Here is a 16,493-nt window from a genome sequence, read left to right as displayed (position 1 = left end):
CTGAGAAAAGCTGTGGTTACAGCCTGAACTCATGGCCCAGATACACTTCTTTCACCGTCTGGTTGGCCAGAATGGTTTCGGCATCACCTTCGGCAATCAGTTGACCATCACTGACGATATAGGCGGTTTCGCAGATGTCCAGCGTCTCGCGTACGTTGTGGTCGGTGATCAGTACACCGATGCCCTTGGCCTTGAGGTGATGGATGATCTGCTTGATGTCGCCCACGGAAATCGGGTCGACACCTGCAAAGGGTTCGTCGAGCAGGATGAACTTGGGATTGGTGGCCAAGGCGCGAGCGATTTCCACGCGGCGACGTTCACCGCCGGACAAGCTCATGCCGAGGTTGTCGCGGATGTGAGTGATGTGAAATTCCTGCAGCAGCCCTTCAAGCTCCTGCTGACGAGCGCTGGCGTTGAGGTCCTTGCGGGTCTCCAGGATGGCCATGATGTTGTCGGCCACGCTGAGTTTGCGAAAGATCGAGGCTTCCTGTGGCAGGTAGCCGATACCGGCACGGGCACGGCCGTGCATCGGTTGGTGGCTGACGTCCAGGTCGTCGATCAGTACGCGGCCTTGGTCGGCTTGCACCAGGCCGACGATCATGTAGAAACAGGTGGTTTTGCCGGCACCGTTAGGGCCGAGCAGGCCGACGATCTGGCCGCTGTCGATGTTCAGGCTGACGTCGCGCACGACCTGGCGGCCTTTGTAGCTTTTGGCCAGGTGTTGGGCTTTCAATGTGGCCATTATTACTGCGCCTGCTTGTCGGCTGGTTTGTTCTTGGGCTGGATCACCATGTCGATGCGCGGTCGTGGTGCAGTGACATTGCTGCCTGTTGCACGGCCGGCGTTGACGATCTGACGCTGGGTGTCATAGACGATCTTCTCGCCTTCGAAGGTATTACCTTCCTGAATCACCTTGGCCTGGTCGATCAGCACTACGCGATCATTGCTCATGAAATACTGGATGGTCAGGCCGTAGGCCTTGACGATCTGCTTGTCGGTAGATGGCAGTTGCTCGTAGTAGGCGGGCTTGCCTACCGAAGTGAAGACTTCAACCTCACCCTGGGCGTTCTGGGTGACGGTCACGGTGTCGCCGGTAACCTTCATGGTGCCCTGGGTGATCACGACATCGCCGCGATAGACCGCAACGCCCTGTTTGTCATCGAGCTCGGCGCTGTCGGCCTGGATGCGGATCGGCTGCTCGCGATCGGATGGCAGAGCCCAGGCGCTGACACTTCCAAGTGCGGCACTGAGGCTGAGTAGTAGGGGGAGGGTATTAACGAGCCTCATGCTGACCTCTTACGTTGGACAGCAGGAGCATCCTGCCGTCATTCATGTACGCTTTCATTCCTTGTGCCGTGGTCACCCCATTGGCCGCGTCGATTCTAACGGCTTGCTGGGTCTGCGCATATTCCTTCTCGGGGAATACGGTCAGGCGGCTGGTGGTAAGAATGGTCGGGCGGCCTTTGGCGTCGGTGCGCTCGACGCGCACCTTGTCGATCAATTCGACTTCGCTGCCACCTGGCGACACTTCGCCGCGTTCGCTGCGAATCTTCCAGGGCAGCTCGGTGCCGCGGAACAGGTTCATGTTCGGTGCGCTCATCAGTGTGATGTCGCTGGCCTTGATGTGTTCGACCTTGTCGGCGGCCATCTCGTAGTGCAGTTTGCCGTCAGCCTGGTATTGCACGGTATAGGTGTTGTTGGCATAGAAGTCGATGGCATTGTCGGCGGCCGCTGTTTGCGGCTGCTGGTTGAAGCCTTCCGGATTGAGGTTCCAGTAGCCGAGGGCCGCTACCAGCAAGGCGGCGCAGGCGAACAGCAGGGGGTTGAGTAATTTGCGGGGCATGGTTGGCCTATAGGTAAGCGGCTTGAGCGGCTTCAAGAGTGCCTTGGGCGCACATGATCAGTTCGCAGAACTCGCGGGCAGCACCCTCGCCGCCACGTGCCTGAGTCACGCCATGGGCGTGCTGGCGGACAAAACCATCGGCGCTGGCAACGGCCATGCCCAGGCCGACACGGCGCATAACGGGTAGGTCCGGCAGGTCGTCGCCCAGGTAGGCGACTTGTTCATAGCTCAGGCCAAGTTCGCCAAGCAGCTCATTCAGTACAACAAGCTTGTCTTCGCGGCCCTGGTACAGGTGCTGGATGCCCAGGTTCTGTGCGCGGCGCTCGACCACCGGAGTCTTGCGGCCGCTGATGATGGCGGTGCGTACGCCGGAGTTGATCAGCATCTTGATGCCGTGGCCGTCGAGGGTGTTGAAGGTCTTGAACTCGCTGCCATCCACCAGAAAGTACAGCTTGCCGTCAGTCAGTACACCGTCGACATCGAATACGGCCAGTTTGATTGCGCGAGCGCGTTGTTGCAGATCGTTCATCACATCACTCCTGCGCGCAGTAGGTCGCCAAGGTTGAAGGCACCCACGGGGCGGTCGCTGTCGTCTACCACCACCAATGCGCTGATTTTGTTGTCTTCCATGATTTTCAGGGCTTCGGCTGCGAGCATTTCGGCGCGGGCGGTTTTGCCGTGCAGGGTCATGACGTCGTCGATAAGCGCATCACGCACATCGATGCCTTTATCAAGTGCGCGGCGCAGGTCGCCGTCGGTGAATATCCCGGCCAGGCGGCCGTCGTCTTCGGTAACTACGGTCATGCCCAGACCTTTCTGGGTCATTTCCAGCAGCGCGTCGCGTAGCGTGGTGCCTCGGCTGACGCGCGGCAGGCTGTCGCCTGCGTGCATGACATTTTCCACTTTGAGTAGCAGGCGGCGACCGAGGGCGCCACCTGGGTGCGAGAAGGCGAAGTCCTCTGCAGTAAAGCCGCGTGCTTCCAGTAGGGCGATGGCCAGGGCGTCACCCAATACCAGGGATACGGTGGTGGACGAGGTCGGTGCCAGGTTCAGCGGGCAGGCTTCTTGGGCTACGCGGGCGTCCAGGTTGACTTCGGCAGCCTTGGCCAGCGGCGATTCGGGGTTGCCGGTCATGCTGATCAGGGTGATGCCGAGGCGTTTGATCAGCGGTAGCAGGGTAACGATTTCTGCCGTGGAACCAGAGTTGGATAGGGCCAGAACCACGTCGTCGCGGGTGATCATGCCCATGTCGCCGTGGCTGGCCTCGGCGGGGTGGACAAAGAAGGCTGTGGTGCCGGTGCTGGCCAGGGTGGCGGCAATTTTGTTGCCGACATGGCCAGATTTGCCCATGCCCACCACGACTACGCGGCCTTTGCTGCCAAGAATCAGCTGGCAGGCGTGCACGAAGTCACCGTTGATACGTTGCAGCAGGTCCTGTATCGCCTCTAGCTCCAGGCGGATGGTGCGCTGCGCGGACTGGATCAGGTCGGTTGGCTGGCTCATCGAATCTCGGCGGTGTGCGGGTTAAAAGTTGTCGATTATAACGGTAATGCTGCGCCTGCCCAGTGTTTCCCATGGCGAGACGAATTGTTGAAGTGTGAGGCGCTTATCTCCCGCAACAAGTTCAATCTTGGGCGAGACCGGGCGCGATGGTATAGTTCGCGGCCATTTTCGGTACGTTCGACGACCAGTAGTGCCCTTTGTTCGGGGCGGTACGTCAGTCAGGCAAGCGTTGAGCAAGGAGTCCAGATGAGCGCCGAGAACCCGTATGCAGTTGAGCTGAAGAACGTCAGCTTTAAACGCGGCGAGCGGGATATTTTCAAAAACGTCGATATTCATATTCCCCGTGGCAAAGTCACCGGGATCATGGGGCCGTCTGGCTGTGGCAAAACCACGCTGCTGCGCCTGATCGCTGCTGAACTCAAGCCGAGTCAGGGTGATGTCTGGGTCAATGGCCTGAATTTGCCGAAGCTGTCGCGCAGCGAACTGTTCGATATGCGCAAGCAGATGGGGGTGCTGTTTCAGAGCGGCGCGCTGTTCACTGATCTGGATGTGTTCGAGAACGTCGCCTTTCCGTTACGGGTACACACCAAGCTGCCGGAAGAGATGATTCGCGATATCGTGCTGATGAAGCTGCAGGCGGTGGGGCTGCGTGGTGCGCTGGAGTTGATGCCGGACGAACTGTCGGGCGGTATGAAACGCCGTGTGGCGCTGGCGCGGGCGATTGCTTTGGACCCACAAATTCTGATGTATGACGAGCCGTTTGTTGGCCAGGACCCGATCGCCATGGGCGTGTTGGTGCGCCTGATCCGTCTGCTGAACGATGCTCTGGGCATTACCAGCATCGTGGTGTCCCATGACTTGGCAGAAACCGCCAGCATTGCCGACTACATCTATGTAGTGGGTGATACCCAGGTATTGGGCCAGGGTACGCCGGCCGAGTTGATGGCTTCGGATAACCCGCGAGTGCGCCAGTTTATGCAGGGCACGCCAGATGGACCTGTGCCGTTTCATTTTCCTGCGGCCAATTACCGCGACGACCTGTTGGGGGGGCGCTGATGCGCAAGACGTCTGTGCTCGAACGGGTGCGCCTGTTCGGTCGCGCCGGTATAGATGTGGTCGCCACGCTGGGCCGCTCGGTGATTTTCCTGCTGCGTGCCCTGTTTGGGCGTGGCGCGACAGGCAACAGCTTTCAACTGCTGATCAAACAGCTGTATTCGGTTGGGGTGATGTCCCTGGCGATCATTGTCGTGTCCGGCATCTTTATCGGCATGGTGTTGTCGCTGCAGGGCTTCAGCATTCTGGCCAAGTACGGTTCAGAGCAGGCGGTAGGGCAGATGGTCGCCCTGACCCTGCTGCGTGAATTGGGGCCGGTGGTAACTGCCTTGCTGTTTGCTGGTCGCGCCGGCTCGGCGCTGACCGCCGAGATCGGCAACATGAAATCCACCGAGCAGTTGTCCAGCCTGGCGATGATTGGCGTTGATCCACTCAAATACATCGTCGCTCCGCGCCTATGGGCCGGTTTTATCTCGATGCCGCTGCTGGCGATGATTTTCAGCGTGGTTGGTATCTGGGGTGGAGCCATGGTCGCTGTAGACTGGCTTGGGGTTTATGAAGGCTCGTTCTGGGCCAATATGCAGAGCAGTGTTTCGTTTCGTGAAGATGTGCTCAATGGCGTGATCAAGAGCATGGTCTTTGCGTTTGTCGTGACCTGGATCGCCGTGTTCCAGGGCTATGACTGTGAGCCGACTTCGGAAGGGATTAGTCGTGCCACTACCAAGACGGTGGTGTACGCCTCGCTCGCCGTATTGGGGCTGGACTTCATTCTGACCGCTTTGATGTTTGGAGATTTCTGATGCAGAACCGCACGCTGGAAGTGGGTGTCGGCTTGTTCCTGTTGGCCGGGTTGTTGGCCTTGCTGCTGCTGGCCTTGCGCGTCAGTGGTCTGACCGTGGGCAGCAGTGATAATACCTATAAGGTCTATGCGCACTTTGACAACATTGCCGGTCTTACTGTCAGGTCGAAGGTGACCATGGCGGGTGTCACGATTGGCAAGGTCACAGCCATTGATTTGGACCGCAACAGTTATATGGGGCGCGTCACCATGCAGCTGGATGATGCTGTGGACAATCTGCCGGCAGATTCCACCGCCTCGATTCTCACTGCTGGCCTGCTGGGTGAGAAATACATCGGAATTAGTGTGGGTGGTGAAGAGGAGGTGCTGCGTGAAGGCAGCACCATCCACGACACGCAGTCATCGCTGGTACTGGAAGACCTGATTGGCAAATTTCTGCTCAATTCGGTCAATAAAGACCAGGCCAATCAGTAAGAGGTATTGAAGATGCTCAAGACACTGCGTAACAGCTTGCTGGTTGGTTTGGCAGTGCTGTCCTGCTCGCTACAGGCGGCACCAGCGGCCCATGAGGTGGTGCAGCAGACCACCAGTACCCTGCTGGCCGACCTCAAGGCCAACAAGGAGCACTACCGTACCGATCCGGGTGCGTTTTACAACGCACTGGACAGCATTCTCGGCCCGGTTGTGGACGTGGATGGTATTTCTCGCGGGGTGATGACCGTGCGCTATTCGCGCCAGGCCACGCCTGAGCAGATGCAGCGCTTTCAGGAAAACTTCAAGCGCAGCCTGATGCAGTTCTATGGCAATGCCCTGCTCGAATACAACAATCAGGACATCCGCGTGCTGCCGGTCAGCGGCCAGCAGGACCCTGAGCGCACCTCGGTCAATATGGAAATCAAGGACGGTAAAGGCACGGTCTATCCGCTGTCCTATACCATGGTCAGCCAGGACGGCACCTGGAAGATGCGCAACGTAATCATCAATGGCATCAACGTAGGCAAGTTGTTCCGCGACCAGTTTGCCCAGGCCATGCAGGACAATCGCAATGACCTGGATAAGGTCATCGACAACTGGGCCGAAACCGTTGCCAAGGCGCGCCAAGGGGCCAATGCCTCGTGAGTCAGGCGAATATCACCGAGGCTACGCCCGGGGTTCTGCAACTGGTGGGCGTGCTGGATTACCGCAGTGCCCCGGCTTTGCGTGAGCAGGGCGGGAAGCTGCTCAAGGCCAGCCCTGCGGCGGCTTGTGTGATCGATTGCAGGGGTGTGGAAAAATCCAGCAGTGTCGGTGTGTCACTGCTGCTGGCTTTTATGCGTGACGCCAGTGCCAACCGCAAGACGCTCAGCGTGCGCAACCTGCCCAACGACATGCGCGAAATCGCCAGCGTCTGCGGCCTGCTGGAAATTCTCCCACTGCAAGCCTGAGCAGGGCTTCGGTCGGCTGGGAATAATGCGGGGTTCGCAGGCGGGGGGCTTTTTTGTATGATGCTCGGCCAGCGAGCGTCGGCTCGGCAGTCGTTAATTCATGCATTGATCGAGGTTGAGCATGCAAGCCTTAGAAGTAAAGAGTCTCCTTGAGGCTAAATTGCCGGATACTCAAGTGGAAGTCGAAGGCGAAGGCTGCAACTTTCAGCTGAACCTGATCAGTGACGAGCTGGCGGCCCTCAGCCCGGTCAAACGCCAGCAACAGATCTACGCTCACCTCAATGCCTGGATCGCCGATGGCAGCATCCACGCCGTGAGTATGAAATTCTTCAGCCGTGCCGATTGGGCCGCGCGCTCCTAAACCGAGAGAATCATGGACAAACTGATTATTACCGGCGGTGTGCGCCTCGATGGCGAAATCCGCATTTCCGGAGCGAAGAACTCTGCCCTGCCGATTCTCGCCGCGACCCTGCTCGGTGACGCGCCTGTCACCATCTGCAACCTGCCGCACCTGCACGACATCACCACCATGATCGAACTGTTCGGTCGTATGGGGATCGAGCCGATCATTGATGAAAAGCTCAGCGTGGAAGTCGACGCGCGGGCGATCAAGACCCTGGTCGCGCCCTACGAGCTGGTAAAAACCATGCGCGCCTCGATCCTGGTGCTCGGCCCGATGGTCGCGCGCTTCGGTTATGCCGAAGTGGCCCTGCCGGGTGGTTGTGCCATTGGCTCGCGTCCGGTCGATCTGCACATCCGTGGCCTGGAAGCCATGGGCGCGATCATTGATGTCGAAGCTGGCTATATCAAGGCCAAGGCCCCGGAGGGCGGTCTGCGCGGCGCGCACTTCTTCTTCGACACCGTCAGCGTGACCGGTACCGAAAACATCATGATGGCAGCGAGCCTGGCCAAGGGCCGCAGCGTGCTGGAAAACGCCGCGCGCGAGCCGGAAGTGGTCGATCTGGCCAACTGCCTGATTGCCATGGGCGCGAAAATCAGCGGCGCTGGCACCGACACCATCATCATCGATGGCGTTGAGCGCCTGCACGGTGCACGTTTCAGCGTGATGCCTGACCGCATCGAAACCGGCACCTACCTGGTGGCGGCAGCGGCGACCGGTGGCCGGGTCAAGGTCAAGGACACCGATCCGACCACCCTGGAAGCGGTGCTGTCCAAATTGCAGGAAGCCGGTGCAGAAATCACCAGCGGTAACGACTGGATCGAGCTGAACATGCATGGCAAGCGGCCGAAAGCCGTCAACCTGCGCACCGCTCCGTACCCGGCGTTCCCGACGGACATGCAGGCACAGTTTATTGCCCTCAACGCAATTGCCGAAGGCACCGGCACGGTGATCGAAACCGTGTTCGAAAACCGTTTTATGCACGTACATGAAATGATTCGTATGGGCGCGCAGATTCAGGTCGAGGGCAACACCGCCATCGTCACCGGGGTCGACAAGCTCAAGGGCGCGCCTGTGATGGCCACCGACCTGCGTGCATCCGCCAGCCTGGTGATTTCGGCGCTGGTCGCTGAAGGTGACACCCTGATCGACCGCATTTACCACATCGACCGTGGTTACGAGTGCATCGAAGAGAAGCTGCAGCTTCTGGGTGCCAAAATTCGCCGCGTGCCGGGCTAAGACCATGCTGACCATTGCCCTTTCCAAAGGCCGGATTCTCGATGACACCCTGCCGCTGCTGGCGGCGGCGGGTATCGAGCCGACCGAGAATCCGGATAAAAGCCGCAAGCTGATTATCCCCACCACTCTGGATGATGTGCGCCTGCTGATCGTGCGCGCCACAGATGTGCCGACCTATGTCGAACACGGCGCAGCCGATCTGGGCGTGGCTGGCAAGGATGTGCTGATGGAGTACGGCGGCCAGGGTTTGTATGAGCCGCTGGACCTGCGAATTGCCCGCTGCAAACTGATGACTGCCGGTGCAGTCGGTGCGCCTGAGCCGAAAGGCCGGCTGCGCGTGGCGACCAAGTTCGTCAACGTGGCCAAGCGTTATTACGCCGAACAGGGCCGTCAGGTCGACATCATCAAGCTGTATGGCTCGATGGAACTGGCGCCGCTGGTGGGGCTGGCCGACAAGATCATTGACGTGGTCGACACCGGCAACACCCTGCGTGCCAACGGCCTGGAAGCCCAGGAGCTGATCGCCACGATCAGCTCGCGCCTGGTGGTCAACAAGGCGTCGATGAAGATGCAGCACGCGCGCATTCAGGCGTTGATCGACACCCTGCGTGATGCCGTCGAGGCACGACACCCCCGCTAATACCCTCAGCGCGGCATTACGTCGCGTTTGCCTATCCGTGTCATAGCCACTTTTCTCGGGCGTCCATACGGTGGGCTTGGTAGCCTAGCGACGCCCGAGCATTTGCCAATTTAAGAGGCCCGCTATGACCGCTCCTATCGCTATTCGCCGACTCAATGCCGCTGACCAGGACTTTGCCCAGCATCTGGATCATCTGCTGAGCTGGGAAAGTGTCTCGGACGATGCGGTCAATCATCGCGTGCTGGACATCATCAAGGCCGTGCGTGAGCGCGGCGATGCGGCATTGGTCGAGTTCACCAAACAGTTCGACGGTCTGGATGTCGCCTCCATGGCCGACCTGATCCTGCCGCGCGAGCGCCTGGAACTGGCCCTAACCCGCATTACTGCCGAACAGCGCAGCGCCCTGGAAAAGGCTGCCGAGCGCGTGCGCCTGTACCACGAGCGTCAGCGCCAGGATTCCTGGACCTACACCGAAGCCGACGGCACGGTGCTGGGCCAGAAGGTCACTCCGCTGGACCGCGCCGGCCTCTATGTGCCGGGTGGCAAGGCGTCGTACCCATCCTCGGTGCTGATGAACGCGATTCCGGCCAAGGTTGCCGGTGTGCCAGAAGTGGTGATGGTGGTGCCGACCCCGCGTGGCGAAATCAATGAGATCGTCCTGGCGGCGGCCTGCATCGCTGGCGTTGACCGCGTATTCACTATCGGTGGTGCTCAGGCCGTGGCTGCGCTGGCCTATGGCACCGAAAGCGTACCGCCGGTCGATAAAATCGTGGGGCCCGGCAATATCTATGTGGCCACCGCCAAACGCCACGTGTTCGGCAAGGTTGGTATCGACATGATCGCCGGCCCTTCCGAAATTCTCGTGGTGTGTGACGGCCAGACCGATCCCGACTGGATCGCCATGGACCTGTTCTCCCAGGCCGAGCACGACGAAGACGCGCAGTCGATTCTGGTCAGCCCGGATGCCGCCTTCCTCGACCGTGTCGCCGAAAGCATCGCCAAACTGCTGCCGACCTTGGAGCGTGAAAGCATTGCGCGCACCTCACTGGAAGGGCGCGGCGCGCTGATCCAGGTCGCCGATATGGCTCAGGCCATTGAAGTGGCCAACCGCATCGCACCGGAGCATCTGGAGTTGTCGGTGGAAAACCCGGAAGAGTACCTACCGCTGATCCGCCACGCCGGTGCGATCTTTATGGGCCGTTACACCGCTGAAGCCCTGGGTGACTACTGCGCCGGTCCTAATCACGTGCTACCGACCTCCGGTACCGCACGCTACTCCTCGCCGCTGGGGGTGTACGACTTCCAGAAGCGCTCGTCGATCATTCATTGTTCGGCCGAGGGCGCGTCCGAGCTGGGCAAGGTCGCCAGTGTGCTGGCCCGTGGTGAGTCGCTGACCGCCCACGCCCGTAGCGCCGAGTACCGCATCAAACCCTGAGTGTAGGGTGCGCCGTGCGCACCTTTTGAGCATTTGGTGCGCACGGCGCACCCTACCAATTCGAGGAGAGAAGGGCAGATGAGCAAATTCTGGAGCCCCTTCGTCAAAGACCTGGTGCCTTATGTGCCGGGTGAGCAGCCGAAACTGGCCAAACTGGTCAAGCTCAACACCAACGAAAACCCCTATGGCCCGTCGCCCAAGGCGATTGCCGCCATGCAGGCCGAGGTTAATAACAACCTGCGTCTGTACCCAGACCCGAACAGCGACCGCCTGAAACAAGCGGTGGCTGATTATTACGGCGTGCAGACCGCTCAGGTATTTGTCGGCAACGGTTCCGATGAGGTGTTGGCGCATGCCTTCCACGGCCTGTTTCAGCATGGCCAGCCGCTGTTGTTCCCGGATATCAGCTACAGCTTCTACCCGGTGTACTGCGGCCTGTATGGCATCGATTTTGTGCAGGTGCCGCTGGATGAGCAGTTCCAGATTCGCGTTGAGGATTACGTGCGGCCCAACGGCGGCATTATCTTCCCCAACCCCAATGCGCCGACTGGCTGTGGGCTGGCGCTGGAGGCGATCGAGCGTTTGCTCAAGGCCAACCCGGATACCGTGGTGCTGGTGGATGAAGCCTATATCGACTTCGGCGGTGAGACGGCGATCAGTCTGGTGGACAAGTACCCGAACCTGCTGGTCAGCCAAACCTTGTCTAAGTCGCGCTCGTTGGCTGGATTGCGGGTCGGCATTGCGGTGGGGCACCCGGACCTTATCGAAGCGCTGGAGCGGATCAAGAACAGCTTTAACTCCTACCCGTTGGACCGTATGGCGATTGCCGGCGCGGCGGTGGCGTTTGAGGATCAGGCGTACTTCGAGCAGACCTGCCAGCGCGTAATCGATAGCCGTGAGGCGGTGGTGGCCGGGTTGGAGCAGCTGGGCTTTGAGGTGCTGCCATCACAGGCGAACTTCGTGTTTGCCCGCCATCCGGACAAGGACGCGGCGACTCTGGCGGCCGGTTTGCGTGAGCAGGGCGTGATCGTGCGTCACTTCAAGCAGCAGCGCATTGCGCAGTTCCTGCGTATCACCATTGGCACGCCGGAGCAGAACCAGGCGCTGCTGGATGCTCTGCAAGGTCTGTAACTGGCAGCCGTAAAAAAGCCGGAGCAGTGCTCCGGCTTTTTCTTGTCTGCGGCTTGGGCTGAGGCTTACTCGTGGTGCGCTGCGCCGAGGAAGGTCAGCGAGGTAAACAGGCCGCGCGTCTCGATGTCCTTGTCACCTTTGACTGGCAGGTCGATGGACGCGCTGATGATATTCAGCCCTTCGTTACGTACCAGCACCTGGGCGCGGCCGTCGGCATCGGTGGTGGCGCTGACTTGGTGCGGCGCGCCACGGTAGTCACCGACCAGTTCAACCCCGGTAGCCGGTTTGCCATCCACCAGTACCCGCACCGGCAGCGGCTTACCTGGGCCAACCTTGAGCGGGTCGACTTCCGGCAGGATGACCATCTTCAACTGCTCCAGTTTTGGCAGCTTGGCGCCTTCCTGATAAATCGCCAGGCTGTACTTGTAAGTGTGTAGCGATTCGGTCGAATTCGGCACTTTACTGCGGCCCTGGTTGATCCATTGGCCGTCCGGGGTCTTCGACCAGGCGCCGTTGTCCAGCGCCACACCAAGTACTGCTGGGGTTTTCAGCGGTTGCAGGCGGGCGTGATCCTCCAGACGCTGAACGGTGACCGGGATCATTTTACCGGCACGGTCGTAAGCCCAGGCACCGCTGATTTTCTCGGCCTTGAAGGCGTTGTCTTCCGCGCCATGGCCGTAGATGGTTTCGATATGACCACGGCGTTGTTCGGTCCACAGGCCGTGGGCCTGGGCGTGCCCGGCGAGCAGGGTGGCGAGCAGCGCAGTGAGTAGAATGGGTTTGGCTATGTGCATGGTGGGATCCTTGTGGGTTAGAGGTTAAGGGTCAGGCTAAGGCTGAGGTTGCGTGGGTCACCGGGCATGACCCAGACGCTGTTGAAGGCGCGCTCGTAGTACGCGCGGTCGAACAGGTTGTTGAGGTTCAGGCCGATGCTCAGGTCATCGTTGGCCTGGTAGCGCGCGAGCAGGTCAACGGTGCTGTAGGCCGGTAACTCGAAGTCGCTGCCGGCTTGCCCCGAACGATCCCCCACATAGTTGAACGCAGCGCCGATGTCCGAGCCGCGCAGGCGGCCGTTCTGGAACTGGTAAACCGTCATCAGGCTGCCGCTGTGGCGGGCGACGCCGAGCAGCTTGCTACCCACCGGCAGGCTGTTGTCTTCGGTGATTTCCGCATCGATAAAGGCGTAGGCGCCGATGATGCGCACGGCATCGCTGAGCTGGCCGCTGAACTGCATATCCAGGCCCTGGCTGCGCGCCTTGCCGGCCGCGATGCTATCGCCGGGATTGGCCGGGTCGGCGGTCAGCACGTTTTCCTTGTCGATATGAAACAACGCGATAGTCGCCCCCAGGCGGCTGTCGAGCAGGTCTAGCTTCAGTCCGGTTTCATAGCCCAGGCCCTTCTCCGGCTTGAACACCGTGCCCTGGCTGCTGATGCTGTTGGGCTTGAACGAGGTGGAGGCGTTGGCGAACACCCCGACCTGCGGGGTCAGTTGATAGAGCAGGCCCGTGCGGGCGGTGGCGACATCTTTGTTCTGCTCGTTGCTGACCCGCGTGCTGCGGTTCAGCGCGGTTTGCTCATAGCGTTCGAGGCGTGCGCCAAGCAAGCCACTCAGGCGTTCGCTGAAGCTGATCTGGTCCTGCAGGTTGAGGGCATAGCTCTCAGTGTGCTCAAAGAAATCGTTGGGATTGATGATGGTCGGCTTGGCCTGGCCGTACTGCGGTTGGTAGATGTTCTGGCCATAGCCCAGGGTGGTCGCGCTTTGCGGGTACTTCTGGCTGTTGCGGTAGTTCTCGTACTCCAGACCGGCTAGGGTCTGGTGCTGCCAGCTACCGAGGTCGAAGCTGCCGTGCAACTCGGCCTGGGTGATGCTGTCGTTCCATTCGAAGCTGCGCTGGCGGTAGAAGCGCGTCAGGGTGTCGCCGACCAGGCGCGACGGCTCAGAGCTGTTGCCTTGTAAGCGACCCTGGGCGTAGTGATTGGCCAGGCGCAGCTTCCAGCTGTCATTGAGGTAATGCTCAAGGCTGACCTGCAGCATCTGGTTGTCGTTGCGGATGCTGTCGTCGTTCGGCTCGCCCATAAACCTGGAGTTTTTCACTGCGCCCATGTGATTGTTGACCGCTGGGATGCCACGGTCGAACACCGATTCGGTGCGGGTGAATTCGCTCTCGATCAGCAGTAGGGTGTCGGCATCCAGCTGCCAGCTCAGCGACGGGCTAACGATCTGCCGTTCACTGCCCACATGGTCGCGAAAGCTCTGGTTGTCCTCGACCGCCAGGTTGACCCGTGACAGCAGGGTGGCCTCGTCATTCAGCGGGGTGTTGACGTCCAGGCTGCTGCGGTAGCGATCCCAGCTGCCGGCGCTGACCTTGAGCTGGCTGAAGGCCTCGGTCTGGGGCTTCTTGCTGACGATATTGATCATGCCGCCCGGGTCGCCACGGCCATACAGGCTGGCAGCCGGGCCTTTGAGTACTTCGATGCGCTCAATGCCGGAGGCGTCCGGCGAACTGTAGCTGCCACGGTTGATGGCGAAGCCGTTCTTGTACAGCTCGCCGGTGGTGAAACCGCGCACGCTGTAATTGAGGAATGTCAGGCCGCCGAAGTTGTTTTGCCGGGATACGCCGCCGGCAAAGTCCAGGGCGCGGTCGATGCGTGGGGTGCCCAGGTCATCGAGCACCTGCGCGGGCACCACGTTGATGCTCTGGGCGATCTGCTCAATCGGCGTATCGGTACGCGTCGCGCTGGCCGAGCGGGTGGCGCGATAGCCCTGAACCGGGCTATCCGCCCGTTCCTGGCGTGCGGTGACGGTGGTGGCAGAGAGCTCGACCGGGGTTTCTGCTGCTGCGGCAACAGCGCTGGGAACCAGCAGGCTGGCGAGTAAGGCGTGGGCGGCGCGCAAGGCAAGGTATCCTTCTGCTGTATTTAATGTAATAACATAACATTAAAATTGAGAAGAGTTATCGCTTGCGTTGCGCAAAGTGAAAAAGGAGGAGGGTTAGCTGCCGTTGACGGGCGGCCTGACGCCGATTTCTGCTGTCAGTTGCAGCGGCTTGCCGTTGCGCAGGATGTCGATGCGGATTTTCTCACCCGGCTTGGCACGGGCCACCTGGTTCATCGATCGGCGGCCATCACCGGCAGGTTCACCGTCGATACTGAGGATCAGGTCGCCCGGTTGCAGGCCGGCTTTCTGCGCGGGGCCATTACGGTAGATGCCGGCCACGACGATGCCGGGGCGTCCGTCCAGGCCGAAGGATTCCGCCAGCTCCGGAGTCAGCGGTTGTACTTCGATGCCCAGCCAGCCGCGAATCACCTGGCCGTGTTCGATGATTGCCCGCATCACTTCCATCGCCAGTTTCACCGGGATGGCAAAGCCGATGCCTTGCGAACCGCCCGATTTGGAGAAGATCGCGGTATTGATGCCCACCAGGTTGCCGTAGGCATCCACCAGCGCGCCGCCGGAGTTGCCGGGGTTGATCGCCGCGTCGGTCTGGATGAAGTCCTCGTAGGTGTTGAGGCCCAGCTGGTTGCGCCCGGTGGCGCTGATGATGCCCATGGTCACCGTCTGGCCGACGCCAAAGGGGTTGCCGATGGCCAGGGTCACGTCACCGATGCGGATATTGTCAGAGCGCCCCAGGGTGATAAACGGCAAGTCCTGCAGGTCGATCTTCAGCACCGCCAGGTCGGTCTCCGGGTCACTGCCGATCAGCCGGGCCAGGGTTTCGCGGCCATCCTTCAGGGCTACGACGATCTGATCAGCACCCGCGACCACATGGTTGTTGGTCAGCAGGTAGCCTTCCGGGCTCATGATCACTGCGGAGCCAAGGCTCGACTCCATGCGCCGCTGCTTGGGCAGGTTGTCACCGAAGAACTTGCGGAACTGCGGGTCCTCAAACAGTGGATGCGCAGGTTTGTTGACGAACTTGGTGGTGTACAGGTTGGCGACGGCCGGCGAGGCCAGGTTCACCGCGTCGGCGTAGGACACCGGGCCTTCCTGCATGCGGCTGTAGAACGGTGCCTGGCGCACGTTCACGTCCTGCCCCGGCAAACCGACCCACTGGGGGAAATATTGCATGATCAGCAGTGCCGACAGCACACCGACCAGCAGGGGCCAGCCGAGGAAACGCAGGGCCTTGAACATCGATCCAATCCTGAGGGTTGCCGGGGGCAGGTGCGCCCCTTAAGGTGCGCCATTATAGAGAGGTGGCTGCGAATAAAGCAGCGCCTGCACACCTGTTGATAAGGAAACACGATGGCCATTGCTCTGGCGACCCTGGTGGAAGAAGCCGACCGCTACCTCAACGCGGCGCGAATCAGTGATTACTGCCCCAATGGCCTGCAGGTCGAGGGGCGGCCGCAGGTGCGGCGTATTGTCAGTGGTGTGACCGCCAGCCAGGCGTTGATCGAGGCCGCTGTAGAAGCCGACGCCGATGTGCTGCTGGTGCACCACGGTTATTTCTGGAAGGGCGAAAACCCCTGCATCACCGGGATGAAGCGTCGCCGCCTGCAAACCCTGCTGGCCAACGACATCAGCCTGCTGGCTTATCACCTGCCACTGGATGTGCACGCCGAGGTGGGCAACAACGTGCAACTGGCCGCGCAGCTGGGCATTACCGTGGAAGGCCCGCTGGAGCCGGAAAACCCACGCACCGTTGGCCTGATTGGCTCACTGGCTGAGGCCATGAGCCCGCGTGATTTCGCCCGCCATGTGCATCAGGTGCTCGGTCGTGAGCCGCTGCTGGTCGAAGGCGAGGCGATGATTCGCCGAATCGGTTGGTGCACTGGCGGCGGTCAGGGTTATATCGATCAGGCGATTGCCACGGGCGTCGACCTGTACCTGACCGGCGAAGCGTCCGAGCAGACCTTCCACAGTGCCCGCGAAAATGGCATCAGCTTTATCGCCGCCGGCCATCACGCCACCGAGCGTTATGGCGTGCAGGCGCTGGGTGATTACCTGGCGCGGCGCTTTGCCATTGAGCATCTGTTTATCGATTGCCCTAACCCGATCTAGGCCGTAATTGCGGCCTTTCCT

General features: G+C 60.5%; 19 protein-coding genes. 11 read left to right on the top strand and 8 right to left on the bottom strand.

Features of this window, described 5'->3' with window-relative positions:
- Window positions 1-16: 16 nt before the first annotated feature.
- From lptB to ACSQ17_RS05795, 5 genes are read right to left on the bottom strand one after another with little or no spacing between them, the layout of a single operon-like run.
- Window positions 17-742 (bottom strand): LPS export ABC transporter ATP-binding protein, encoded by a 726-nt coding sequence (gene lptB / locus ACSQ17_RS05815; protein WP_436067962.1) that lies wholly within the window; start codon window positions 740-742, stop codon window positions 17-19.
- Between the two features lie 2 nt (window positions 743-744).
- On the bottom strand, window positions 745-1,287 hold the full coding sequence (gene lptA / locus ACSQ17_RS05810) for a lipopolysaccharide transport periplasmic protein LptA (protein WP_436067961.1): 543 nt from the start codon (window positions 1,285-1,287) through the stop codon (window positions 745-747).
- Complete coding sequence (lptC, locus tag ACSQ17_RS05805; RefSeq protein ID WP_436067960.1) at window positions 1,274-1,843, bottom strand: LPS export ABC transporter periplasmic protein LptC; 570 nt, start codon at window positions 1,841-1,843, stop codon at window positions 1,274-1,276. The genes lptA and lptC overlap by 14 nt, the downstream gene beginning before the upstream one ends.
- A 7-nt stretch (window positions 1,844-1,850) precedes the next feature.
- Window positions 1,851-2,372 (bottom strand): KdsC family phosphatase, encoded by a 522-nt coding sequence (locus ACSQ17_RS05800; RefSeq protein WP_436067959.1) that lies wholly within the window; start codon window positions 2,370-2,372, stop codon window positions 1,851-1,853.
- Window positions 2,372-3,346: a KpsF/GutQ family sugar-phosphate isomerase gene (locus tag ACSQ17_RS05795; protein ID WP_436067958.1), complete on the bottom strand. Its 975-nt coding sequence runs from the start codon at window positions 3,344-3,346 to the stop codon at window positions 2,372-2,374. Before ACSQ17_RS05795 ends, ACSQ17_RS05800 begins: the two co-directional genes overlap by 1 nt.
- A 246-nt stretch (window positions 3,347-3,592) precedes the next feature.
- Here ACSQ17_RS05795 and ACSQ17_RS05790 point away from each other — a divergent pair, with 246 nt between their 5' ends.
- From ACSQ17_RS05790 to hisC, 10 genes are all read left to right on the top strand, one after another.
- Entirely contained in the window at window positions 3,593-4,402 is an 810-nt protein-coding gene (locus ACSQ17_RS05790) for an ATP-binding cassette domain-containing protein (RefSeq protein ID WP_436067957.1), read from the top strand.
- A complete protein-coding gene (mlaE, locus tag ACSQ17_RS05785) occupies window positions 4,402-5,199 on the top strand; it encodes a lipid asymmetry maintenance ABC transporter permease subunit MlaE (protein ID WP_436067956.1) in 798 nt (265 codons plus the stop codon). The genes ACSQ17_RS05790 and mlaE overlap by 1 nt, the downstream gene beginning before the upstream one ends.
- On the top strand, window positions 5,199-5,672 hold the full coding sequence (gene mlaD, locus ACSQ17_RS05780) for an outer membrane lipid asymmetry maintenance protein MlaD (protein ID WP_436067955.1): 474 nt from the start codon (window positions 5,199-5,201) through the stop codon (window positions 5,670-5,672). Before mlaE ends, mlaD begins: the two co-directional genes overlap by 1 nt.
- A gap of 12 nt (window positions 5,673-5,684) precedes the next feature.
- Entirely contained in the window at window positions 5,685-6,317 is a 633-nt protein-coding gene (locus ACSQ17_RS05775) for an MlaC/ttg2D family ABC transporter substrate-binding protein (RefSeq protein ID WP_436067954.1), read from the top strand.
- Window positions 6,314-6,622, top strand: coding sequence for an STAS domain-containing protein (locus tag ACSQ17_RS05770; RefSeq protein WP_436067953.1), 309 nt, complete (start codon window positions 6,314-6,316; stop codon window positions 6,620-6,622). Before ACSQ17_RS05775 ends, ACSQ17_RS05770 begins: the two co-directional genes overlap by 4 nt.
- 121 nt (window positions 6,623-6,743) lie before the next feature.
- On the top strand, window positions 6,744-6,983 hold the full coding sequence (locus ACSQ17_RS05765) for a BolA family protein (protein ID WP_090255487.1): 240 nt from the start codon (window positions 6,744-6,746) through the stop codon (window positions 6,981-6,983).
- Window positions 6,984-6,995: 12 nt separating this feature from the next.
- Window positions 6,996-8,261, top strand: a complete 1,266-nt coding sequence (murA, locus tag ACSQ17_RS05760) for a UDP-N-acetylglucosamine 1-carboxyvinyltransferase (protein WP_436067952.1) — start codon at window positions 6,996-6,998, stop codon at window positions 8,259-8,261.
- A 4-nt stretch (window positions 8,262-8,265) separates the two neighbouring features.
- Window positions 8,266-8,901 (top strand): ATP phosphoribosyltransferase, encoded by a 636-nt coding sequence (hisG, locus tag ACSQ17_RS05755; RefSeq protein WP_422910244.1) that lies wholly within the window; start codon window positions 8,266-8,268, stop codon window positions 8,899-8,901.
- Between the two features lie 124 nt (window positions 8,902-9,025).
- Entirely contained in the window at window positions 9,026-10,336 is a 1,311-nt protein-coding gene (gene hisD / locus ACSQ17_RS05750; RefSeq protein WP_436067951.1) for a histidinol dehydrogenase, read from the top strand.
- A 78-nt stretch (window positions 10,337-10,414) separates the two neighbouring features.
- Window positions 10,415-11,467 (top strand): histidinol-phosphate transaminase, encoded by a 1,053-nt coding sequence (gene hisC / locus ACSQ17_RS05745; RefSeq protein ID WP_436067950.1) that lies wholly within the window; start codon window positions 10,415-10,417, stop codon window positions 11,465-11,467.
- Between the two features lie 65 nt (window positions 11,468-11,532).
- Here the strand turns inward: hisC and ACSQ17_RS05740 are convergent, their stop codons facing one another.
- From ACSQ17_RS05740 to algW, 3 genes are all read right to left on the bottom strand, one after another.
- Window positions 11,533-12,261, bottom strand: a complete 729-nt coding sequence (locus ACSQ17_RS05740; RefSeq protein WP_436067949.1) for a DUF4198 domain-containing protein — start codon at window positions 12,259-12,261, stop codon at window positions 11,533-11,535.
- Window positions 12,262-12,278: 17 nt separating this feature from the next.
- Complete coding sequence (locus ACSQ17_RS05735; protein WP_436067948.1) at window positions 12,279-14,363, bottom strand: TonB-dependent siderophore receptor; 2,085 nt, start codon at window positions 14,361-14,363, stop codon at window positions 12,279-12,281.
- Window positions 14,364-14,459: 96 nt separating this feature from the next.
- Window positions 14,460-15,602 (bottom strand): Do family serine endopeptidase AlgW, encoded by a 1,143-nt coding sequence (gene algW, locus ACSQ17_RS05730; protein ID WP_436067947.1) that lies wholly within the window; start codon window positions 15,600-15,602, stop codon window positions 14,460-14,462.
- A gap of 111 nt (window positions 15,603-15,713) precedes the next feature.
- On the opposite strand from algW, the gene ACSQ17_RS05725 reads away from it, so the two are divergent.
- A complete protein-coding gene (locus ACSQ17_RS05725) occupies window positions 15,714-16,472 on the top strand; it encodes a Nif3-like dinuclear metal center hexameric protein (RefSeq protein WP_436067946.1) in 759 nt (252 codons plus the stop codon).
- The last annotated feature ends 21 nt before the right edge of the window (window positions 16,473-16,493 follow it).

This window comes from Pseudomonas sp. LjRoot71 (assembly GCF_964253255.1).
GTDB lineage: Bacteria > Pseudomonadota > Gammaproteobacteria > Pseudomonadales > Pseudomonadaceae > Aquipseudomonas.
Note: the sequence above shows the minus strand (reverse complement) of the source record. Positions and strands in the feature narration are given on the sequence as shown.